Source organism: Tissierella sp. (assembly GCF_031460495.1).
Taxonomy (GTDB): Bacteria; Bacillota; Clostridia; order Tissierellales; family Tissierellaceae; genus JAVKTS01.
The window spans coordinates 101,590-123,906 of sequence record NZ_JAVKTS010000001.1 but is presented as its reverse complement, the minus strand read 5'-3'; the positions used below and the strand labels follow the sequence as shown (position 1 = coordinate 123,906).

Annotated in this window: 23 protein-coding genes; 4 read left to right on the top strand and 19 right to left on the bottom strand. The window is 29.9% G+C overall.

What is annotated here, in order from left to right; translation table 11 throughout:
• Window position 1 precedes the first annotated feature (1 nt).
• The 4 genes from RIN63_RS00650 to RIN63_RS00635 all read right to left on the bottom strand — a co-directional run bounded on the left by RIN63_RS00650 (window position 2) and on the right by RIN63_RS00635 (window position 3,671).
• On the bottom strand, window positions 2-1,690 hold the full coding sequence (locus tag RIN63_RS00650; protein ID WP_310442713.1) for an ABC transporter ATP-binding protein: 1,689 nt from the start codon (window positions 1,688-1,690) through the stop codon (window positions 2-4).
• 32 nt (window positions 1,691-1,722) lie between these two features.
• The gene (locus RIN63_RS00645) at window positions 1,723-3,066 is read right to left on the bottom strand and encodes a radical SAM/SPASM domain-containing protein (protein ID WP_310442712.1); all 1,344 of its coding nucleotides are present in this window, start codon (window positions 3,064-3,066) and stop codon (window positions 1,723-1,725) included.
• 99 nt (window positions 3,067-3,165) lie between these two features.
• On the bottom strand, window positions 3,166-3,327 hold the full coding sequence (locus tag RIN63_RS00640; protein WP_310442711.1) for a hypothetical protein: 162 nt from the start codon (window positions 3,325-3,327) through the stop codon (window positions 3,166-3,168).
• Window positions 3,328-3,524: 197 nt separating this feature from the next.
• Window positions 3,525-3,671 carry a hypothetical protein gene (locus tag RIN63_RS00635; RefSeq protein ID WP_310442710.1) on the bottom strand — a complete coding sequence of 49 codons (147 nt, stop codon included), beginning with the start codon at window positions 3,669-3,671 and terminating at the stop codon, window positions 3,525-3,527.
• A gap of 154 nt (window positions 3,672-3,825) precedes the next feature.
• Here RIN63_RS00635 and RIN63_RS00630 point away from each other — a divergent pair, with 154 nt between their 5' ends.
• Entirely contained in the window at window positions 3,826-4,740 is a 915-nt protein-coding gene (locus RIN63_RS00630; RefSeq protein ID WP_310442709.1) for a helix-turn-helix transcriptional regulator, read from the top strand.
• A gap of 41 nt (window positions 4,741-4,781) precedes the next feature.
• On the opposite strand, the gene RIN63_RS00625 is transcribed toward RIN63_RS00630, so the two are convergent.
• From RIN63_RS00625 to RIN63_RS00615, 3 genes are all read right to left on the bottom strand, one after another.
• Window positions 4,782-6,068: a DEAD/DEAH box helicase gene (locus RIN63_RS00625; protein ID WP_310442708.1), complete on the bottom strand. Its 1,287-nt coding sequence runs from the start codon at window positions 6,066-6,068 to the stop codon at window positions 4,782-4,784.
• Between the two features lie 76 nt (window positions 6,069-6,144).
• A complete protein-coding gene (locus RIN63_RS00620; protein ID WP_310442707.1) occupies window positions 6,145-7,014 on the bottom strand; it encodes an ATP-binding protein in 870 nt (289 codons plus the stop codon).
• Window positions 7,015-7,073: 59 nt separating this feature from the next.
• The gene (locus RIN63_RS00615; RefSeq protein ID WP_310442706.1) at window positions 7,074-8,012 is read right to left on the bottom strand and encodes an EamA family transporter; all 939 of its coding nucleotides are present in this window, start codon (window positions 8,010-8,012) and stop codon (window positions 7,074-7,076) included.
• Window positions 8,013-8,199: 187 nt separating this feature from the next.
• On the opposite strand from RIN63_RS00615, the gene RIN63_RS00610 reads away from it, so the two are divergent.
• Both RIN63_RS00610 and RIN63_RS00605 read left to right on the top strand, forming a co-directional pair.
• Window positions 8,200-9,414 carry an FAD-dependent oxidoreductase gene (locus RIN63_RS00610; RefSeq protein WP_310442705.1) on the top strand — a complete coding sequence of 405 codons (1,215 nt, stop codon included), beginning with the start codon at window positions 8,200-8,202 and terminating at the stop codon, window positions 9,412-9,414.
• Window positions 9,415-9,437: 23 nt separating this feature from the next.
• Window positions 9,438-9,650, top strand: a complete 213-nt coding sequence (locus RIN63_RS00605; RefSeq protein ID WP_310442704.1) for a DUF1450 domain-containing protein — start codon at window positions 9,438-9,440, stop codon at window positions 9,648-9,650.
• Window positions 9,651-9,694: 44 nt separating this feature from the next.
• On the opposite strand, the gene eis is transcribed toward RIN63_RS00605, so the two are convergent.
• From eis to RIN63_RS00590, 3 genes are read right to left on the bottom strand one after another with little or no spacing between them, the layout of a single operon-like run.
• Complete coding sequence (gene eis, locus RIN63_RS00600; RefSeq protein WP_310442703.1) at window positions 9,695-10,951, bottom strand: GNAT family N-acetyltransferase; 1,257 nt, start codon at window positions 10,949-10,951, stop codon at window positions 9,695-9,697.
• 27 nt (window positions 10,952-10,978) lie between these two features.
• Window positions 10,979-11,830: a GNAT family N-acetyltransferase gene (locus RIN63_RS00595; RefSeq protein WP_310442702.1), complete on the bottom strand. Its 852-nt coding sequence runs from the start codon at window positions 11,828-11,830 to the stop codon at window positions 10,979-10,981.
• A gap of 1 nt (window position 11,831) precedes the next feature.
• Window positions 11,832-12,440: a TetR/AcrR family transcriptional regulator gene (locus RIN63_RS00590; protein WP_310442701.1), complete on the bottom strand. Its 609-nt coding sequence runs from the start codon at window positions 12,438-12,440 to the stop codon at window positions 11,832-11,834.
• Window positions 12,441-12,669: 229 nt separating this feature from the next.
• Here RIN63_RS00590 and ychF point away from each other — a divergent pair, with 229 nt between their 5' ends.
• Window positions 12,670-13,767, top strand: coding sequence for a redox-regulated ATPase YchF (gene ychF / locus RIN63_RS00585; protein WP_310442700.1), 1,098 nt, complete (start codon window positions 12,670-12,672; stop codon window positions 13,765-13,767).
• A 47-nt stretch (window positions 13,768-13,814) separates the two neighbouring features.
• On the opposite strand, the gene tlp is transcribed toward ychF, so the two are convergent.
• The 9 genes from tlp to RIN63_RS00540 form a co-directional block, all read right to left on the bottom strand.
• Window positions 13,815-14,048, bottom strand: coding sequence for a small acid-soluble spore protein Tlp (gene tlp, locus RIN63_RS00580; protein WP_310442699.1), 234 nt, complete (start codon window positions 14,046-14,048; stop codon window positions 13,815-13,817).
• A 112-nt stretch (window positions 14,049-14,160) separates the two neighbouring features.
• On the bottom strand, window positions 14,161-15,303 hold the full coding sequence (locus RIN63_RS00575; RefSeq protein ID WP_310442698.1) for a GNAT family N-acetyltransferase: 1,143 nt from the start codon (window positions 15,301-15,303) through the stop codon (window positions 14,161-14,163).
• 203 nt (window positions 15,304-15,506) lie between these two features.
• Complete coding sequence (locus RIN63_RS00570) at window positions 15,507-16,829, bottom strand: S-layer homology domain-containing protein (protein ID WP_310442697.1); 1,323 nt, start codon at window positions 16,827-16,829, stop codon at window positions 15,507-15,509.
• A 188-nt stretch (window positions 16,830-17,017) separates the two neighbouring features.
• The gene (locus RIN63_RS00565; RefSeq protein ID WP_310442696.1) at window positions 17,018-18,097 is read right to left on the bottom strand and encodes a DUF5305 domain-containing protein; all 1,080 of its coding nucleotides are present in this window, start codon (window positions 18,095-18,097) and stop codon (window positions 17,018-17,020) included.
• 168 nt (window positions 18,098-18,265) lie between these two features.
• Window positions 18,266-18,988, bottom strand: coding sequence for a hypothetical protein (locus RIN63_RS00560; protein ID WP_310442695.1), 723 nt, complete (start codon window positions 18,986-18,988; stop codon window positions 18,266-18,268).
• A gap of 55 nt (window positions 18,989-19,043) precedes the next feature.
• Window positions 19,044-19,538, bottom strand: a complete 495-nt coding sequence (locus tag RIN63_RS00555) for a hypothetical protein (RefSeq protein WP_310442694.1) — start codon at window positions 19,536-19,538, stop codon at window positions 19,044-19,046.
• A 239-nt stretch (window positions 19,539-19,777) separates the two neighbouring features.
• Window positions 19,778-21,001 (bottom strand): signal peptidase I, encoded by a 1,224-nt coding sequence (locus tag RIN63_RS00550; protein WP_310442693.1) that lies wholly within the window; start codon window positions 20,999-21,001, stop codon window positions 19,778-19,780.
• A 43-nt stretch (window positions 21,002-21,044) separates the two neighbouring features.
• On the bottom strand, window positions 21,045-21,626 hold the full coding sequence (locus RIN63_RS00545; protein ID WP_310442692.1) for a hypothetical protein: 582 nt from the start codon (window positions 21,624-21,626) through the stop codon (window positions 21,045-21,047).
• Between the two features lie 27 nt (window positions 21,627-21,653).
• Window positions 21,654-22,310 carry a hypothetical protein gene (locus RIN63_RS00540; protein ID WP_310442691.1) on the bottom strand — a complete coding sequence of 219 codons (657 nt, stop codon included), beginning with the start codon at window positions 22,308-22,310 and terminating at the stop codon, window positions 21,654-21,656.
• Between the last annotated feature and the right edge of the window lie 7 nt (window positions 22,311-22,317).

Genomic DNA, 22,317 nt, shown 5'->3' with positions numbered 1-22,317 from the left:
TTCAATAGAATTCTTTTATATCTACCCATTTTCCAATCTTCATAATGTTACCATCCTCTAGAATTATTACTTCATCCATCTTTTGCAAGGTTTCATCTCTATGTGAGACTACTAATATAATTTTTTCTTCTTTTATATTATTTAATATATTCATTATAGATTTTTCACTGATAAAATCCAATGCAGAAGTTGGTTCATCTAAAATTAATATAGAACATTTTTTTAGTATAGCTTGGGCAATACCTAGTTTTTGTTTCTGCCCTATACTTATATTCGCACCTTTTTCTCCTAAATATGTATCTAATCCATTGGGTAAACTTTTAAACCAACTCAATAGATCTACCTGATTTATTACATCTAATAATTGTTTTTCACTTATATTTTTATCAAATAACGATAAATTATATCTAAGAGTATTACTAAATATAAAAGAATCTTGTGTTAAGTAAGATATCTCATTTCTCCATTCTGAAAGTAATACATCATATAAAGATTGGTTGTTAATAAGTATACTTCCTTTATCTGGCATATAAAATGCTGTTAATATGTTTAAAATAGTGGTTTTCCCTGACCCAGATCTTCCAGTAAGTCCTATAATCTTTCCACTTTCTAAATTAAAGCTTATATCTTTTAATATAGGTTCTTCTTTATTATTGTAAGTAAAAGTTACATTTTTAAATTCTATATTAGGGTCTCGAATGTCTTCTATAGCGTTTCTTCCTAATTGCTCAGAAGGTTCTCTGTAAAATCCTTCTATTTTATCTAAAGAGATATCTGCATTAGTCAAATTACTAAACACATTTAGTAAGGATAATGTAGGTCCTATCAACATATTGGTAAAATTTCCAAAAGCCATTAACAAACCAATTGTTGGCGTTCCATTCTTTACATACCATGTACCACCAATTCCATATAATATGGCTTGATAGGGTACCATAATTAACATCCAAGTAGATAAGTTCATTAAAGTAAAAATCAATTCATATTTTAGAGTACATTTTGCAACATTTATAAAAGATTTTTCAGATATATCATTTTGTTCCATATCCAAGTTCATAATTTTTATTGATTTAATTCCATTTATCATTTCAGTAATTGCATTTATCATAGATACATTACTTTCTCTAGACTTAATACTCACTCTTTCTAAATATTTATTTAATGTTTTAAATACTAGTATTAATATGGGGAATATCGGAATTGTTATTATGGTTAATCTAAAATCTAGATAAAGTAGCCAAATTAGAACAACGAATATTGTAATTACTGAAGAAAAAAATTCTGCTAAACTTCCGAATAAAGTTCTTGATAGTGCATTTACATCATTAACCATAATGGATATTATATCTCCCGCTGGAGTTGTGTTATGATAATCCATTGACAATTGTAAAGATTTACTGAATAGTTTTTTTCTTATATCAACCATAGTTTTCGTACTAGATTTATATAAAAAATAGGTTTTAAGTATTGTAAATATTCCATTTAATAATACTAATCCTATGAAGATAAATTGTATAGTCCAAATCATATCTAACTTCTTTGGTATTAGGACATCATCTATTAATATCTTCAATGTATAAGAGGATCCAGAACTAAACAAAGATGCTAATAGCGAAAAAAGCAATCCTAAAAATTGATACTTAGGATAACTTAAAATTAAAGGTAAAAATCTTTTATAGCTCTTTTGCATTTTTTATTTCACCTCATATATATTTCACAAATTTAAATTTTATTTGAGTATAATATTTCATCTAATATCTTATAAATATATTCTTCTGTCCAATAGCAGTTGAAGTCCTCTCCACTAATAAATCTATTTCTTCTACAGCTTCCGAAGCAAACGGGTAATAGTTTGCACTCCATACACTTAATAGCTTTATAATCATCAAATATAGATTTATTCCAATTATTGTACTCTGAATTATAATCTGCTAGAAATTTATCATTTATATTCCCAATTATAAACTTATCATCTCCAAAGAGGGTATCACACATATATAAATCACCATTAGGAGATATTATATATGTATCTTTTTTATCAGAGTTACACCAAGTAAATGTTGGCTGTGGTAATGGCTGTAACATTCTCATTGTAGTACTGCTATCCACCCTATCAAAGGCCTTATTTATTTTTTGATATAATTTGTTTTGCAGTAAAATGCCATCTTCTATACTATATAATTCATGATTAAAATTCTCTAAAGAATTATGGTTCGTTTCATACTCATAAACAGGCCTAAAATAAAGATTAAACCTATCATCACTACCAAATATTTTTTTTAAATTGTCTATCTGTTCATCTGAAACCTTAATCGTTTTCTGTGTAAAATTGCTACGAACATTAAACATAAATTTATCAGAATCAGATACATTATTTATTATTTCTATAATATTTTTTAGAATAGTATCATATGTACCTTTCCCACTTTTCAAATATCTTTGTTCATCATGCGATTCTTTGTTTCCATCAACTGTAACTTGGAAAGTATCTATGCCACTGTTTAAAAATTGTTTGAACAAGTTATAGTTAAGTAAATACCCATTAGTAGTAATTGTTGAAGATATAGTAATTTCTTTACCAATGTTTTGATTTAGGTTTTTCATGAACTTAACAATATTTTCTGCCTCCAAAGAAGGTTCTCCACCAAACCAATTTATTATTATATTTTTTGATCCACTAGTAATTTTATTTTGAATAAACATATAAATCTTTTCATAATCTATACTCTCCATCCTTTTGGGAGTTGTATCATATAAAAAGCAATAAGGACACGCAAAGTTACAATTTTCTGTAGGTAATAGTGTTATTTGAGTAATTACATTATTATTTCTAGCATACTCATATCGTTTTTTTAGCAATTCTTTTTCATCAGTAGATGACTCTATGATAAATCCATTCTTAAAAAGCACATCATCAAATAACAGTTGATTTTTATTTGATGAATTAAAATTTAATCTATGTAATTCTATATTAGGTATATATGCAATCGCACCTGTCATTGAATTATATAATACGGTATTCTTTTCATTTGATTTTGAAAAATTGTAATAGCTTTTTTTATACAAACTTAACACCCCACATGTATTTTCTATATTTATGAAACAGTATATTGAATATGGATTGTTGAAAGAATCCATATTCAATATACTCATCTCCTTTTACTATTAATGCAGTAAAGAAGGGTCTGTGCCGCCGCCTCCTCCGCCTCTCTGGCAACAGTGACCTGAAGCACAACAGTTACCGCCATGGTTTTCACAACTTTGATTCATCAGTGATTTCTCATAATCAAAGAAATTCATGCCCTCTCTTATAATATAAGCTTCCATTTTTATACCTCCTTCCTGTAAATATCTTAGCTTGTTTTAGAACTCTACATTATACATATTTAATACACTTTTATATGTTATAATGTCTGAATTCTTCTAATCTCCATATATATTTTTAAAAAACATATATCACAATTAAATTAAAAGGTATTCTATCAGAATTTCAACTTTTACTGCACTATTAAAATCCCTATAGCTTAGGCATCTTTACATACTTTATAAGCGTGCCACTTTATTATCTTAATATTATCTTCTTCAACTAAATATTTAACATTAACTTTAGCACTTAATACAAAAATTAAAGACAAAAATATCCCCAAAATAACTACAAGTTTTTTTATCATAACCCAATCCCCTTTACTTATTTTCCCTTATATTTTATAATAATGGTGGTATATGGTAAAATCAACGCCATTATAATGGTGTTGATTTTCAAGTAATATAATGATATAATTGTCAGTTTTAATTAATAAACTTTAGATTGAATGGAGTGATTTTTTGTACTATAATTTAGAGAAATATGGCGAAAAAGTATCTACTATTAGAAAATCTCTTTCTCTTACTAGAGAGCAACTTTACGATTTGTCATATGTTAGTGTTGAGACTATTAGAAAGATTGAAACAGGCAAATATCACCCTAGTTATGAAATCCTCGACTCTTTATCACATGTATTAAAAGTAGACTTAAATAGACTTATTTTAGATTATAGACTTGATAACTTTGAAGAATTCAATATTATAAGAAACAACATGGAATCTAAGTTTGATAGGGATGAATACTATACCTTAGAAAGCGAATACAATGATTTTGCTAATTTACTTAAATCTACAAAAAATCAATATTACCAAAAGCTAATTAGTCAACTGATGCTACTTATAAATTCCGTTATATTAGACAAAAAAGAAAAAAAACCTAAAGAGTCTCTTGATAAACTGATTGAGGCTATGCAAGTATCTACTCCTGGTTTTTTATTATCTAATTATAAAGCATTTGTTTATAACGATGTAGAGATTAGAATTTTGATGAATATAGCTATGTTAACTGAAGAACTTAAATCTTATGTAGATGCTGCCAATATGATGGAATTCTGCATGAGAATAGTGAATACAAATAACGAAATATATCCAAAGCTTTGTCACAATTTATCTAGCATCTACAGCTTATTGGATGATTATAAAAACTCTTTAAAATATAGTAACTTGGGCATTGAATATTGCAATGAAAATAGGAATTTCAATGGATTAAACCTATTATATTTTAGCAAAGGAGTTGCTGAATATAGTTTAGGACATGAAGGATATATTGAATCATTAAATAAATCAATATCCTTTTGTGATATTATGGGACAAGATGAATTAAAAAAAGTCATAATAAACAAATGCAGAAAATTTTATAATATTGAACTTACATAAAAAATCAAAAAAGAGAGAACATAAGTCTCTCTTTTCTTTTCTTATCTTGTTTTCCTGCCACCTTTTTTATCCTTGGAGGCGTATCTAGGTCCACTTTCGTTAGATTTCTTATACCTTCCTTTTTCAGGGTAAGGTTTTTTAATGGATGTCTTAGATTTAGATTCCGTAGTTTTCGAATCTGATTTTTTGGGGTCTTTCTTTCTATCTTCTTTATGGGTGTTCATTTTCTTTGGTTTAAAATCTATCTTTATCTTTCTCTCAATTAGTGCTAAATCATTTTTATCCTTTTCTGTAACCAAAGTAACTGCCATTCCAAGATTTCCTATTCTTCCTGTTCTACCGATTCTATGGATATAGCTATCTACATTTTCTGGTATATCATAATTAATTACATGGGTCACACCCTCTACATCTAGCCCTCTTGCCACAATGTCTGTTGCTACAAGGATTTGTAGTTCTGCCTTTCTAAAGGATTTAATTACTCTTTCCCTCTTAGCCTGACTAATATCTCCATGTAGTTCATCTGAATTATAACCTCTGGCGATTAATTCTTCATTTAGGGATGTTACTCTTCTTTTTGTACGACAAAAAACTATTGCTAGATATGGTCTATACTCATCTATTAATTGGCAAAGAGTATCCAATTTTCTTCTATCAGTTGTTTCAATGACTACTTGTTTAATCTCATCTAATGTAACATTCTTTCCCTGAATCTCAATTTGCATTGGATTCTTCATAAACCTTTTAGCTAATGATCGTACTTCATTAGGTATTGTAGCTGAAAACAACATTGTTTGACGGGTCTTTGGAGTATCTACTATAATACTCTCCACATCCTCTAAGAATCCCATACGAAGCATTTCATCTGCCTCATCTAAGACTAAGGTATTAAGCTTACCAAGATCAATGGTTTTTCTTCTCATATGGTCTAATAATCTCCCAGGAGTTGCAATTACTAAATGAATACCATTTTTTAGTTTCTTTACCTGTTGTTCAACATCTTGACCACCATAAGCTGCTAAGATACTTATTTCCTTTGCTTCCATCAACTTTTTAGCTTCATTTGTAATTTGAATAGCCAGCTCCCTAGTTGGGGTAATTATCAATCCTTGTATATGGGGTCTATTAATATCTATTTTCTCTATAATAGGTAATAAAAATGCAAGAGTCTTACCAGTTCCCGTTTGAGCCTGAGCTACTACATCTCTACCTTTTAACAATTCACCTATTGACTCCTCTTGAATAGGTGTAGCTTCTGTTATTCCATTTTTCTTTAGTACAAAATCTAACTCTTTGCTAATACCTAATTCTCTAAAGCTAGTTCCCATTTATACTCACCTTCCTTCTCTATATTCTTATCATTAATCAATCAATAAATTCTATCCCTTAATCTATTAATATTCTTTAATAATCATCTAAAAACGAATGCTTTTCTCCATCCTTTTCCCATCCTATAATGGCATCCATACTTACATTTTCTGCTGCTTTAAATATTGAGATATCAACATTTCTAAAATCCTTTCTTAGATTTTCAAGTAAAGCTTTTATCTCATACCTCTTATTACCAATCTTCTTGGCTGCTACCATACAGGCACAATTCAAAGGCCAAATTCCACTATTTTGAATAAATCTCTGTATATATTTTTCTTCTATATGATAGAGGGGCCTTATTAGTTCTATTCCTTCAAAATTTTGTGCCTTTAGTTTAGGCATCATGGTTTTAAAATTTGCAGCACATAGTAAATTTAGCATTGTAGTCTCTATTACATCATTAAAATGATGCCCTAAGGCAAGTTTGTTACATCCCAATTCCTTAGCTTTGGTATATAATGAGCCTCTTCTCATTCTTGCACACATATAGCAAGGATAATCATTGGCTATCTTGTCTGCTACTGCAAATATATCTGCGTCATATATATGAACTGGAATCTCAAGGTATTTACAGTTATCTTCTAAAAGTGTCCTTATCTCAGGATGATACCCTGGATCCATGGCTATAAACTCTAACTCAAAGTTCTGATTACCATTTTTATATAATTCTTGAAAAAGTTTAGCCATTATAAGGCTATCCTTCCCTCCAGATATGGCTACTGCAATTTTATCTCCATCTTGTATAAGTTCATATTCCTTAATAGCTTTAATAAATTTTGCCCATACATGCTTTCTATAAGTCTTTATTAGACTTCTCTCTATATCAGCTAATGGCTTTCTTTCATTAAAAGGCACCAAAATTTCACAGCCTTCTCCCTTTATACCATTATCTTTTTCTTCCATTGTGATCACTCCATCTAAATCTTAATTGATTACTATAGTTTATATTAAAAATTAATTAATTACAAGGATTGAGAAGCTATATCCTCTTCTATTTTTTCTTTCTCTCCAAAATACACAGTTCCCCATACACCAACAAGTATCATGACTGCTCCCAGAAAATCATACCAGTGAAAAGCTTCTTTTAAAATAACTACTCCTGCAAAAATAGACACTATGGTACACAGATTAGCAAATACAGCTGATTGAGATACTGGTATCTTAGATATGGTGTAATTTACCATAAAAAAAGCAACTATAGATGATAAAATCCCTAGATATAATAAGGGCATTATAGACTGACTATTAGATAATGGTGCAAAGTAACTTCCCATTGTACCTTTAGCTATATTAATAACTGTAAGTATTCCATTAAAAGAAATGGCACCTACCCACATCATCACAAAGGTTATCTCCACTGGAGTAAAGTTTTCTGATGATTTTTTTGACCCAATATTATAAAAGGAAGAAGCAACTATAGCTATAAATAAAAATACAATTCCTAAAATACTACCTGATAAACTTAATTTATCCTTCATCATATTAATAAAAACAACTCCACCTACAGATAATATTATGAAAGCTATTTGAGATGGCTTAAGTTTTTCATGTAAAAACATCATACTAAAGATTGCAACAAATACAGGTATTAAAGATATCATAAGACCTGCTTCTGAAGTTGAAGTCATGCTTACACCTAATACTTCAAATATAAAATATAGTACCGGTTCACAGAGAGATGTTAGTAAAATCATCTTAATATTCTTTCCCTTAAAATTTACCTTAATAATCTTAAAGGCTTTAAGCAAAGTCATTATCATAGCTGCCAATAAAAATCTAAATGAGATTAGTTCCATAGGCGTCATGACTTCTAATCCTATTTTGGTAAACATAAAGGAAAATCCAAATATGGTTGAATATATTATTGCCGAAATGATAGGTAAATATTTTTTGTCTTTCAAGTTTACACCCCCGTATTAATATATCATTTAGGCTTGTCAGCCGCAAGCCTGCTCCATTGTTTTTTGTTCATTAGCCTTTCTTGCATAATATGGAAACTACAAAACGGTTTATTAACACATTAAATAGGGTATTTTAAAAAATAATTGTAGCAAACTAAAATCAATATATATGAAAGGAGCAAATTAGATGCCTGATAAAATAATTATTATTGGTAATGGCATAGCTGCTCTTACTGCTATAAAGTCTATAAGAGAAGTTGACCAAGGAAGTGAAATACATTTATTTGGGGAAGAAGTATTTTATCCATATAATAGGGTAAGATTATCAAAAGGTTTGTTGTCTACTCTGCAAGAGGATAAAATCCTACTTCAGAAAAAGGAATGGTATGATGATAACAATGTAAATCTATATATAGGTACTAAGGTAGTTTCAATAGATACAGACAAGAAAGTAGTAAAACTATTTGATGATAGTTTGATTAGCTATACTAGGCTACTAATTGCCAGTGGTTCCCACAATGTAGCACCCAAAATTCCCGGAATTGAGAAATCTGGTGTATATACCTTAAAAACCCTTCAAGATGCATGGGATATAATGGATATGCTCAAAAATCATAATGATATATTAATTATAGGTGGAGGAATACAGGGTCTAGAAACTGCTTGGGTATTATCTCAAATGGATAAGAATGTTACTCTCCTACATCATTCTCCTAGGCTAATGCGTAAACAATTAGATGAGAAATCTTCTAAGATATTAGAAAATGCTATTAATAAATCTGGAGTGAAAATTCTTCTTGATACTGAAGTGTATGAAGTATTAGGCGAAGATAAAGTTGAAGGATTCAAGACAAAAAATGGCGAAAAATACGAATTTGATGCTATAGTTTATTCCATTGGAACAAGACCGAATATAGATTTCTTGAAGGATACTCCAATAAATACTAACAGAGGTATTATAGTAAATGAAAGAATGGAAACAAATATTGAAGGGATATTTGCAGCTGGTGATGTTGCAGAATACAATAATACAATCTTTGGACTATGGAACATCGCCATAGGTCAAGGAAAGGTCGCAGGGTATAATATTACAGGTAAGGATGTTAAATATACTTATATTACCCCTGTTACAACATTGAATGCATTTGGACTTTCTCTATTTTCAATGGGTATAGTTGATGAAAGTAATGCAACGGATATTATATTAGAAGATAAATCTGATGAAAATATATATAATAAAATATTTATTGATAATAATAGAATCATAGGTGCCATAGTTGTTGGAAATGTTAGATCGTCCCCTGCCTTAAAATCTGCCATTGAAAAAGGAACTAGTCTTGAAGGTGTAGATTATAAAAATATATCTGTAGATGATTTAATACCAATAATAAAAAATATATAATTATAAAACAAGGAGTGATAGGTATGACGAAAATTCAATTTTGCGAAAATAATTTTTCATACGGAACAGAGGAAATAGTTAATAAATTAAGAGATGAAGATTTTGATGTGGAAGTGGAATCTTGCTTAGGATATTGTGGTGATTGTGCAGTTGGTCCCTTTGCATTAGTAGATGATGAACTGATTCAGGCTGATACGGCTGATGAGCTATATGAGATGATCAAAGAGGAAATATAACAAAGTTAGAGGCAGAGGCTCTGGTTTAAACAGAGCCTTTCCTATTAAAACATAGTAAAGCAAATAGGCTTTTCATCTGAAGCAAATATATTGTTCACTGTTTTTAGATAAGATTCATCTGAAATAAATGCTTTTCCATATTTGTACAAGCTATTAAAACTAACTGCACAAGTGATTAGAGACGAAAAATCAGCTATGTCCAATCTTATTTCAACATCATATTCCTTATCACTTTCAATCGTTGCAAATCCATTATTAAAATGAACTACTATACTACCATTATTATCATCTACAAAATTATCCTTTATTGTAATCTTCACTCTACAGCTCTCATTGTTAAAATTGTGATTCTTTAGCTCACTTAAAACTAATTTTGTATTAATTACTCTATACATTATTCCTGTTCCTTGTGTGCTACATTCATGATAAACTGGTGTTAAAATATTATTTGAATCATTCCTAGGGTCTTCCAAAGCATATCTAAAATCTTCATCCTGTATATTGAAAATAATCTGTCGTATCTGGTCACTTTGACTGTTTAGAAATGTCATTAGCTCCATAAATGATTCTTGGTCTTCAAATAATAATTGATTAACCACTATATCATTTGTAAAAATATTATTTTCATCACTGGATTTAAATTCATAAACCGTATATCCCTTGATTTCATTATCTTTCTCATATACAGCTACTTTAGACTTAGGATTATTAAATATTAGTTGGAATTCTCTTTCATATTTTTCAATAAGACCATTAGTCTTTTCATAAATCCTAGCATAACAATCCACTAACTTACTAGCATCTTCCTTATTTATATGACTTATATTTGATTTGGAGTTACCCTTTGGGAGATTATTTGGTTTTACTTTGTATTGGCTCATACTTGTTCCAAATCCAAAACCCATTTTCTTATAAAATTCAGGGTTAAATGGATAAAGCATAACCATGGATACTCCTAAGTTTCTGTAATGTTCTATAAAATTAGTTAATATGGTTTTTGCAACCTTTTCCTTTTTATGCAATAAATCTACTGCAATTAGTCCTATACCTGCAACCTTTATTTTTGTTGATAATAAATTCATATTAAAATCATGATATCTCATGCCAGCAAGGATTTTATCTTCATCAAATACCCCATATAAGGTAACAAAAGGATTTTCTTTGTGAGCCTTCATAAAATTCTCTACGGATCTTTTCTTTTGTTCCTCTGTCTCAATGTTAAACCCTGGATAAGCATTGCTTACTATCTCTACAAAAGTAGTGAAATCTAATTCACTTGATAATTCTCTAATTGATCTCATCTCATCCCTCTCCCATATTTAAATCTACTAAATAGTCAAATACATTTCATATTGAGATATTTTATCTCTTTGAAACTTCATACTTTTTACAAAACCTTCTATTCTAGCATTATTTGGAAAACTTATACTTAAATTATTTAATTTAAGATCATCAACAGCCTTGGTTATAAGACTTCGTGCAATTCCTCTATGGCGAAATTGTGACTCAGTCCAGAGGAAGAAGATCTTACCATTTGAAGTTATACTTAAAGCTCCTATTAATCTGGAGCCTTCATAGACTCCATAATGTACCAGCCCTTCAAGCTTTTTTAAATAATCAAAATCATTTTGCCAATTTACATGAATATCCTTAATTTCTACTGATAAATTCACAACCCTGTCGAAAGCTATTTCTTCAATATCTATAGAGTTATCTATCTCCTCATGTAGGCTATGTGGGTCTTTATGAGAATAATATTTTATGTCATAAATCTTTTCATACCCTAAGTTTCTATAAAAGTTTATTGCCCTATCATTGCCCACAATAACTTCTAAAAACATTTGCTTACATTCATTGTCTAGCGCAACTTTTTTATGTAGATCAAAGAGATTTTTGCTTATCCCTTTCCCCCGATAATCAGGATGTATACAAAGAGTTCCACAACGAATTGTTTTCACCCCTTCATACTCCTTTATGCCTCCTAATATTACACCAACAGGTTTTCCTTCATCTAGTGCTATAAATGAATGCTCTAATCTATTGCCTTCTGGTCCAAAAAAACGTTTTAAGAAATCCTCCTTAGATAGCTCTAATTTTATCATGTAGTCTGAAAATCCTATCTGAAATGCTTCATGCACCTTCTCAAACTCAACATTATTACAGTAATCATATATAATCATTTTAATCCCCTTTATCAATCTTTCTTAATATCATATCTATATAGTTTTCAACTATATCATGAGTCAAACCAATGCCCATGACAGAATTAACAAATCCAATACCATCCATTGTAGATAAAATAATATAAACCATTGATGCTATATCAATATCTTCTTTAAATTCTCCACTCTCAACTCCTTGCTGCAAAATCTCAGCTAAATCATCATAAAATAATTTATATCTTTCTTTTGCTTTATCTGACATGCTGGGATTTCTAGCAAGTACAGACCAGAATTCAAATGTAAAACGAGACATCTTTTGAATTTTCTCTTCAAAAAAACCTGTCAGGGTCCAATTAATGTAATTGATTATCTTTTCCCTATTTGACATTGTATTATTTGATTCTTTAGTTAGACTATTTCTTTGCCTTAATCGCTCCCTTGCAATTTCTAAAAATATTTCTTCTTTGCTATGGAAATAATAATAGATTCCTCCTTTACTTATGCGTGATGCCTTTACGATATCATCTATAGATGTATCTGAATATCCCTTCTCAGCAAATAGGTCAAAGGCATGTTGAATGATTATTTCTTTTTTAGTAATAGATTTTTCACTATCTTTATTAGACATAGTACACCCCTACAAACCGACTAGTCGGTTTTTTTATTTTTATTATATATTAATTAGATTTGAAATGCAATAGGAATATAGAATTTCTATTATTAATTTATTACAATACCCACTTCCATAATCTTATCATTGCACTTATAACTTTTATGTTATATAATTCTTTTTTGTGTAGTATTTTTTTAATTATTAATTACAATAGTATATTTTTAATATAGAAAGGAAGTATTTAATGAAACTTGGAATCGTAGGTTTACCAAATGTAGGAAAAAGTACACTTTTTAACGCAATAACTCAAGCTGGGGCAGAATCTGCTAACTATCCATTTTGCACTATAGAGCCAAATGTAGGAGTAGTTGCAGTACCAGATGATAGATTAGAAAAATTGGCAGAAATTTATACTTCAAAGAGAATTCTACCAACAGCTATTGAATTTTATGATATAGCTGGGCTTGTAAGAGGAGCTAGTAATGGAGAAGGTCTCGGAAATAAGTTTTTATCTCATATTCGTGAAGTAGAGGCTATTGTTCATGTGGTTAGATGCTTTGAAGATGTGGATGTTGTCCATGTAGATGGAAGTATTGATCCATTAAGGGATATTGAGACCATTAATCTTGAACTAATGTTTTCAGATATGGAGCAACTAGAAAAGAGATTACAAAAATCACAAAAAATGGCTAAATCTGATAAATCAATGGCAACAGAAGTGGAAATAATTCAAAGAATTATTAAGTCATTAGAAGAAGGGAAATCCATTAGAACTTTAGATTTAAATCAAGAAGAAATGGAATTAGTAAAGACATTTAATTTATTAAGCTCTAAACCAGTTATATATGCTACAAATGTTTCTGAAGAAGATTTAGCTAATGGCGGAGCTGATAACCCTTATGTGGCTAAAGTTAAAGAACATGCAGCTTCTGAAAATGCAGAAGTTGTAGTGGTAAGTGCTCAAATAGAAGCAGAAATCTCTCTTTTAGATAATGAAGAAAAAATAGAATTTTTAAATGAATTAGGAGTTGAAAAATCTGGCTTAGACAAGCTAATTCAAGCTTGTTATAAGCTACTTGGATTAATTAGCTTCTTAACTGCTGGACCAATGGAATCTAGGGCTTGGACTATAAAAAAAGATACCTTAGCCCCTCAAGCTGCTGGTAAAATTCACTCTGATATGGAAAGAGGATTTATTAGAGCAGAAGTAATTGCCTTTAATGATTTAATGGCTCATGGAGGAAATATGACCTCTGCTAAAGAAAAAGGCCTTGTAAGGGTTGAAGGAAAAGAATATGTAATGAAAGATGGAGATGTAGTATTATTTAGATTTAATGTGTAAATGATCCACTAAAAAATATGCGACATGGAATCCCATGTCGCATATTCTTATTTATAGTTATTCTTTTTAGCTATTGCTTCATCTCTGATTTCTTCTCTCATTCCGCTTAAGGCATCTTCTCTTCTTTCATTTTTCTCCTGTAGCTCTTTCTTCATTTTTTCATCATCTGTTTTTGCAATCATTTCTTCTGCTAAGTTATAATTTTTAATAGTATTGTCAATATTAAATTGGATCTTATCTACATTATCTCTTCTATCATCTGGCTTTGGCTTGTTTTTCATATGTTCTATCTCCTTATTTTAATATAATTTATACTTTAATAAGTATATAACCACATTTTTATTATGTCTTCATATGAATTTATTATTCCATTACCATAAGATAAAATTATTATTATATTTCCTTCTTGTATATTCTATAAGTCTTGTATCTTACACCGCCATATTTTTCTATATCTATTATCATAGGATCATTGTATTCCCAAATTGTGGAACCCTCTACAAATTTATATCCTTTATCCAAAGCTGCTATATATGATTTTAAGTAAATAGCAGATGATACACCTTTTAATCTATATTCCGGTACTACAAATAAAACAAAAAATCTAATTGCATCTATTTTTCTTTTATAATATAAAAACTTAAAAATTCCAAATGGCAATAATTTGCCCTTCAATTTACTTAGGACTTGGTTGTAATCAGGGATAGATATATTAAATCCTATTGGCTCTCCTTCTTCTGTCCTAGCTATATAGATAAGATCTGGATCAGCCAAGGGCACAATTTGCTTTTTTATCAACTCTAACTCTTCATCATTTGGAGGAATAAAATCATCCCATTCTGCAGGCATAGCTCTTTCTATTATAGACTTTACATCTTTTATTTCCTTATCAATATTCTTCAAGTCAATTCTGTCTACTCTATATTTATGTTTTTTCATTGCATAAGGAACTAGTTTCTCATATCTAGATATATTATCATTATGTATATCACTTTTATATGCATAACAATCAAGATATTTTTCAAATCCATATTCTTCGAAATAATCATTATAATACTTCTTATTATATGTATTCATGACAGATGTGGCATCTGTAAAATTGTCTATAATAAAACCCCTGCAATCGTCTCCACCTGGTAGAGAAAGTGGTCCTTTTATCAAAGTCATTCCTCTCTCAGATAGCCAAGACTCAGCAAAATCCAACATTAAAAACGCTACTTCCTTGTCTTTTATACATTCAAACAACGATATATATCCTTCTTTGAAGCCCTTTGCATGATTTATATGCTCATTTATACCAACTAAAAGTCTTCCAACCACCTTATCATTATCATAAGCTAAAATCCTAGTGTTAGGGCCAGATTGATTCAAATAATTTCCTACACCAATAATATACTTCTTAAAATCACTAGTTATAGGTGGTACCCAAGGCTCATCTTTGCTATACAATCTAAATGGAAGATTAACAAACTCCTTGATATCAATGTCATTAGCCACTTCTTTAACTATTATTTTTGATACTGATATTGCTCCCATGCATCTTCCCCCCTATTTCATCGTGAATCCTCGATATATTTAATACAATTATAACATTATTATTAGAATTATTACATAATTTTGTAATCATTTTATTGGTCAAGATAGAGACTATATTTGTGGTCCAGAATAGAACAAGGTAGAGTAATCTTTACTCTACCTTGTTCTGTGCATGACTATATCCCCAATTTATATATAAATATTTAATCCTCTAATCCTACAGTATGCTCATCATGTAATCCCATGAGTTTACAAATAATTGTAAAGGTTTCTCCTCTAGTAATATTATTTTTAGGTTTGTAAGTATTATCTGGATATCCTACTATTACTTCTTTTTCATATCCTGCTTTTACATTTTCCTCTGCCCATTTACTAATTTCATTTTTATCTTTGAAAGGAAGTTCTAAATTAGTATTTTCTAATTTAATTTTATAAGCCCTTGTTAAAACAGCTATCATTTCTTCCCTGGTAATATTGTTGTTTGCCTTGAATAGTCTAAAAGGATAGCCTTTGAATACATTAGCCTCTGTTGTAGCTATTATATATCCTCTAGCCCATTTTGGAATATGGTCTATATAGCCTGTTATTAATGCTTTCCCTTCTTGCAGTCCTAATGCACGGCCTATTAATACGGCAGCCTCTGCTCTAGTAACATATTCATCAGGCCTTACCGCCTCATTAACATATCTAACAGGACTTACAATACCATTCCTATAGTTTTCTATTGTCATGTCTTCATGTGGATATCCGTAAATAATGCCATGATTTAACAGTGTTATGATGCAATCATGAGCCCAGTGAGGTGGATCTGTTTGTATTGGCTCATCAACTAAAACTACTTCATCATCATTATGATAATCATTGCCACCACCATTATTATCGTCCCCACCATCTATGATATGATTTTCATAAAGATTTATGTAAATTGGCATATTTGCAGTTACTGACTGAAGTTCATTTCCTGTTTCCTTATCCATCATCAAAGTATATTTTAAATCTACTGTACTACCCCTAGCTATACTAAATCTATTTTCAGGTTCGAGTACAAATCCTTTATATTCATCATTCCCAGCATACAAAACATCCTTAAGACTAGTATAGTTAATTATAGTTTTATCAAAAGAAAACAGAACTCCCTTTTGTATTTTTACCTTTACATTGTTTAAAAAAGAGTTAAGGACTATATCCTTTGGATAACTATTTCCAATTTGTAGCTCACCTATTAATCCCAGACCTAAATTGTTAACATCTATTTTCTTATATTGATTGTTAATTCGGATTACTCCACTAATGCTACCTATTCCTTTCTCTCCATCTTCTATGGTGCTTGGATATAATAATTCCTCTCCAAATAGACTCCCACTTTGAGATATGCTCCCATTTTCATTGATACTTATTAAGACATTAGGATTTTTATCTGTATTAGTTGCAAAGGTAGATTGAACTATTCCTGTAGCAAAATAACCCACTATTACAAGAACTAATATTTGCAATACAATCTTAAATAATTTATTCTTCCATATCAATTTATTCACCCCATTATCCTCAAATACTTATTCTTTACATTATATCTATTTACTAATATTTTCACACCATCACTAGGATTACTTTTATTTGCTACTTTTTAATGGTTTAAATAATACTAAAGAAGTATCCATATATGTAAGTATAAATTAAATCAAAAAGTAGAGTTACTTAACTCTACTTTTGATTATTAAGATTCTATTTTAATTTCTTCTTTGCCAATGTAGTCATCTATTAATAAAATATATACTTCATCCTCATTAATTACATAAAATCTGTCTATATCCCTATAATCTATACTATACTTATACATAATAGGCTTACATAGTTCATCTGCAATTCTGACTAGATCATCTATGGATTTAACTTGATTTATATAATTACTATTGATGAATGGTTCTTTGCTTAATGCAACAAATCTATCACCATGCTTTTTAAAAATTAGTTTTAATTTCTTTTGTAATGGGTCTTTGATGATTAGTACAGATTTTGTGAAGAATATTAGATAAGTCAATGCTATAAGAAAAAATCCTAGAATTATTATAAAAAATATTACTTGGTTTTTATTAATTGGTAATTGGACTTTGTTTGTTTCTTCTATGGCTCCAGGCTTTACAACATTAGTATTTCCACCTATTTGGAACATTGATGTATTTAGAGGTATGATCATTGTAGGAGTAATTACTTCCTCTATAGTACCGTTATTGGTTTTAGCCTGAAGATTAATTGTCATAACTACATTTAGATTAACGCTTGTATTTATTTTTGAAGCCTCTATGACTGCCTTAGCGAACTCATTGTACTCATCTAGTTTCAATGATATGTTTTCTTGTATTTTTGCTGTATTGCCTTTGTTTGAGAAGGATTTTTTTGGTAATATTCGAAAGTCCTTTTCCCATATGATAATATCACTTTTATCTTCTCCTTTAATAAACCCTGTAGCACTAGCAATAATATTATAATCGCCCTGGATATCAGCTACATTATTTCCGCTAAATTCATAGCCAAATGTGGTATTTATAAAGTCTACAAATTCAGTTATGTAAATTTCACCTTCTCCTAGGCTTTTACTGGGATATAGGATATTTGGCTTTAAAAACACTTCATAGTTAGCAGTAGCTTTATTATCGTAGTTGAATAAAGAAATTTTTTGTTCCTCACAGCTAGGATACTTGAATTCTCTATACAGTAAAAAAGAACTTATTGATATTAAAATTACTAAAATTGCTATTAATACCCTCTTTAGTTTTTTGTTTATATTTTTCTTCATGATAAACACCCCTCTTACTGTATATATTCTGTATAAAATTCATATTTCCTTTATTTTTATTTCGACAAATTGAGTCATAGTAACACTGACTTAAGATTAGAAATTGAACCTGTTGAATTTAAATAAGCAGAGATGAACTCTGCTTATTAGTATATAGATTAGTTAATCTTATTGATTGAATTGTTTGAAGTTAAATTTTATACTAAATTCTTGACCTGATAAATCTTGTATTTCATTTCCTGCGGATAGTGGCATATGGAAGAATAGACAGTTAGTTGTATCAGCAGTATATCCTGGAATAACCTTAGCAATTTCATCTCTAATGTTTATAGTATCATCTTCGCCTTGTGGAAGGTCAAACACTATATAGTCACCTATTTTTATTTCCCATCCTGCCATTCCATTATTTAAAGTTGTTTGTAATTCATTTAAAGGTACATCAACTAAAAATAATCTATTTATTGATAATATTCTACCTTCTCTTCTATGAAGTATTGATCCACTAACTCTTATTGTTTCATCAAACAAGTCATCTGTATTACTTAAATCTACAACTACATTATCTACAGTTGCTGGTATTGTACCTATATTGTTTGCTCTTAACTCATAGTTAAATGTAGATCCAGGATACATATCATTTATTGTAACTGTAACTAAATCATTTGCTTCATCTTGTTCAAGACTACACTGGCCAAAATAATCACGTTGCAAAATCTTATTATCGAAGGTCATTCCAAAAGGATAAAAATAGTTATCTACAAACTCCATATTTAATTCACCAGTTGTTATATTGCCATTGATAGTTAATGTTTCTTGCCATGCTGCATAGCCAACTCCCATTAGCACAACTACTATAATTAAAGTCAACCCTATTAATCTTGGTTTTTTCATTTTATCCACTCCCATTTATGAAATAATTATTTATAATTAAAGTATTTGTATCAAATTAATTATTCCATTGCTCATAAACTGGAGTTAATATGAATGTAGCAGTGCTATCTTCTTCAACACCATCACCTACTACCATTGTAACTACTATATTTCCAGTTCCATTAACATCTAATTGTGATGGACATACATCAGTCACTGTTAACCATAGTGGAACACCACTTGGAGTCGTTGATAAGTATTTTACAGGAATAGTACTATTGTTTATTACAGGAATATTAGCTACTACTTTTGCACCTGGATAAAGGTTAGTTAATGTTATAGTTGCTTCTTGCTCACTACCAACTACTGTTGCAATACGATTTAATCCATCTACTGCAGTTGCATTTTCCTTAGGATATACAGCTACATTACCATTTGCTAAATCTACATCTACATTACCTGTTGATACATTGTGATTAATAGTTAATGTTTCTTGCCATGCAGCATAACCTGCACCCATCATCATTATTGCCACTACAAGTGTTAATGCTAGTAATTTTGTTTTTTTCATTTAAATCTCTCCTTTTCCCGTTTAAATTTTATTTGAACTATTGCTTAGTTCTTATATATAAGATTATAGGCTGTTGTATGTTATATTACTTCATGCCATAGTATACTTTTAGTTTGTAATTTAGTAGTAATAACATTAGCACAAACTTACTACTCACCTAGTACTTTAGTACCAATTTGTTCCTTTTCACATATAATTCTCTACAAAAAAACAGGGTCTTAGCCCTGTATATATCAATATCAATAAACTATATCATCTAAATCTATATCTTTATCACTCTTTATGAGTAGTGTTAACCATCCTATTTTAGGGACTGTACTTACTATTACCCCTTTTATATTCTCTGGTCTTACTAGTTCCATATCAGGACTTGAATTATTATCTCCCTTGGTTCTAAATCTAATGCCTTCTTTCTCATCATTATTTATATCTATGATCCTATGTGATACTAGAATACTATCTTTCCTAAACTGTATTACATCATCAACTTTCAAACTGTTTAACCCTTTTATGTCTACTATCTTCTTTACCAATATAACATCTCCTGGTTTAATGCTAGGTTCCATGCTACCAGTTGCTATAACAGATGGATACACCGGAAATACCCCTACAGCAAACCATATTATTCCTATGGATATTATGCTTGTTATTATCCAGGATATAGGACTATCTTCATCCTTATCTTTATCTCTTAACTTAATTTCCTTTGATGATTCTAGATAAATTGTTTGCATAGATATCATGAAAAACATTGGACACAGTACTCCAATAAATCCTGTAGTTATCCATTTTAAATCTGGCAATATTGGTGATAACCAATGGAATCCTTGTATTAATCCAAGGTATATAATAGAAATCAATGGTCCTCCTAAGAATACCAAGTAACAAGCAAACAAGTTTTGTGCAAATTCTGGAGCAATATATTGAGCTATAAGTTTGACGATTTCTTGAAAGCTCTGTACATCTATAAATCTTTTAGATGAGATGCTAGTAATGGCCATAAGCATTGCTATTAGCAGGAATACTAAGTAGTTCTCTTCCTTAGTATAGTTATTTACAAGGTAGGACCTAACAAATTCTCTTCCGACCAATGTTGAACCTACAAAAATAATATTCATCAATATTCCTTTTAATGAATGATTATATGGGCTTCTACCTAATGCATCCACAACCCCTGCTAAAATAGAAATAATTATATACATAATAGCAAAATTCAATGCCCAAAAGTATAGAAATCGTCTTTGTTTTAACTTCCCTTTAGCCTTAATATGTGGAAATTTCCATACGATATAGGTTAAGCCAATCCATAGGATTGGCATTATTACAAAGTTTAGTTTAAAACTATCTATATATTTAGTAATAGGAGAATTTCCCAATAGGTAAATGGATAAGATTAAAACAATAAGTATAAAGCATCTCATTCTTGTATTTCTTGTAGGCAGTAATTCCCCTCTGATATGCATACTTCTCCCCCATTTAATAAAATTAATCAAGTTGATATAATTATTATTGATGCTCCCCTAGATCTTCAGGTTCTTCAATAATTATGGAATCCAGCTCCACTATTGGCATTGGCTCAGGATCTATAATTATGATTTCTTTTTTACTCTCATCAGATGTATCAATTTCTATTTCAATATCTTCCTTATCATTACTATTATCTTTTTCTTTTTCTTCTACACTTTCTTCTAAATCTTTCGTATTATCTTCTTGTTCTTCTAATAACTTTTGCTCTTCTAACAATCTCTGTTCTTCCAATAATCTTTGCTCTTCCAATAACCTTTGTTCTTCTAATAATCTCTGTTCTTCTAATAATCTCTGTTCTTCTAATAACCTTTGTTCTTCTAATAACCTTTGTTCTTCTAATAACCTTTGTTCTTCCAACAATTTTTGCTGTTCAGATAGTCTTTCCACCTGTTTTTGCCTTTCTTCTATGGCTAATTCTAGTTCTCGTACAACTAAGGGGTCTGGTATAACATTAATATCTCCTTTAATCATCAATTCTTTTTGCCATTTTCCATATCCGTTGGTTAGGATAATTGATGCTGACATAATACTTAATGAGATTATGATTATCTTCTTTCTCATATTGATACCTCCAAATAATTAGCAAATTTATATTCCTTGTTCAAATTGGAGCTCATAGGTAAAATTATGATGTTCAACTCTATTGATTCTGTCTAGCTCTTCTTGAAGACTACTAATCTCTTCTTCTACTCTATTAACTTCTGATTCTATGGTATTAATTTTCATCTCTATATCAGAAAGTCCATCTTCAATGTCATATACTATATCAATACTTGCTGAACTGTCTGTGGGTATTCCCTTATAATCGTTTTTCGGCTCTAAGTTTAAAAGAAATGAATTTATTATAGTATCTGCATCCTTATAAAATCCATCAAATCTATTTACTATACCAATTTCCTCTAATTCAGCAATTGAATTATAACTTGTTATATCAACATTATATAAAGCAACAGGTACACTTCCTCTATCTATGATGTCCAATGGAATATTATCCCTAAAGCTTGGATATATATCCCCATATACATAAAGTGTTTTATTATCTTGGGATAATTCTATACTTATTTGATCATTGCTATAATTACCTAGGATATTAGGATCTATATTCCCTGTAGCAACTGACATATCCATATTCAAATTATCGCTCCACACTCCATATCCAATACCAATAAAACTCAAGATCATTATCATGCCTATATAGATAATGGATTTTTTGCTACTCCCTCTTTGCTTCCTCCTTCTACTCAAATAAATC

Bases quoted from the DNA above. Each gene is read 5' to 3' on its own strand.
- RIN63_RS00650 (WP_310442713.1), bottom strand. From the start codon at position 1,690: ATGCAAAAGAGCTATAAAAGATTTTTACCTTTAATTTTAAGTTATCCT.
- RIN63_RS00640 (WP_310442711.1), bottom strand. From the start codon at position 3,327: ATGGAAGCTTATATTATAAGAGAGGGCATGAATTTCTTTGATTATGAG.
- RIN63_RS00635 (WP_310442710.1), bottom strand. From the start codon at position 3,671: ATGATAAAAAAACTTGTAGTTATTTTGGGGATATTTTTGTCTTTAATT.
- RIN63_RS00625 (WP_310442708.1), bottom strand. From the start codon at position 6,068: ATGGGAACTAGCTTTAGAGAATTAGGTATTAGCAAAGAGTTAGATTTT.
- RIN63_RS00620 (WP_310442707.1), bottom strand. From the start codon at position 7,014: ATGGAAGAAAAAGATAATGGTATAAAGGGAGAAGGCTGTGAAATTTTG.
- RIN63_RS00610 (WP_310442705.1), top strand. From the start codon at position 8,200: ATGCCTGATAAAATAATTATTATTGGTAATGGCATAGCTGCTCTTACT.
- RIN63_RS00605 (WP_310442704.1), top strand. From the start codon at position 9,438: ATGACGAAAATTCAATTTTGCGAAAATAATTTTTCATACGGAACAGAG.
- eis (WP_310442703.1), bottom strand. From the start codon at position 10,951: ATGAGATCAATTAGAGAATTATCAAGTGAATTAGATTTCACTACTTTT.
- RIN63_RS00595 (WP_310442702.1), bottom strand. From the start codon at position 11,830: ATGATTATATATGATTACTGTAATAATGTTGAGTTTGAGAAGGTGCAT.
- RIN63_RS00590 (WP_310442701.1), bottom strand. From the start codon at position 12,440: ATGTCTAATAAAGATAGTGAAAAATCTATTACTAAAAAAGAAATAATC.
- ychF (WP_310442700.1), top strand. From the start codon at position 12,670: ATGAAACTTGGAATCGTAGGTTTACCAAATGTAGGAAAAAGTACACTT.
- tlp (WP_310442699.1), bottom strand. From the start codon at position 14,048: ATGAAAAACAAGCCAAAGCCAGATGATAGAAGAGATAATGTAGATAAG.
- RIN63_RS00575 (WP_310442698.1), bottom strand. From the start codon at position 15,303: ATGGGAGCAATATCAGTATCAAAAATAATAGTTAAAGAAGTGGCTAAT.
- RIN63_RS00565 (WP_310442696.1), bottom strand. From the start codon at position 18,097: ATGAAGAAAAATATAAACAAAAAACTAAAGAGGGTATTAATAGCAATT.
- RIN63_RS00560 (WP_310442695.1), bottom strand. From the start codon at position 18,988: ATGAAAAAACCAAGATTAATAGGGTTGACTTTAATTATAGTAGTTGTG.
- RIN63_RS00555 (WP_310442694.1), bottom strand. From the start codon at position 19,538: ATGAAAAAAACAAAATTACTAGCATTAACACTTGTAGTGGCAATAATG.
- RIN63_RS00550 (WP_310442693.1), bottom strand. From the start codon at position 21,001: ATGCATATCAGAGGGGAATTACTGCCTACAAGAAATACAAGAATGAGA.
- RIN63_RS00545 (WP_310442692.1), bottom strand. From the start codon at position 21,626: ATGAGAAAGAAGATAATCATAATCTCATTAAGTATTATGTCAGCATCA.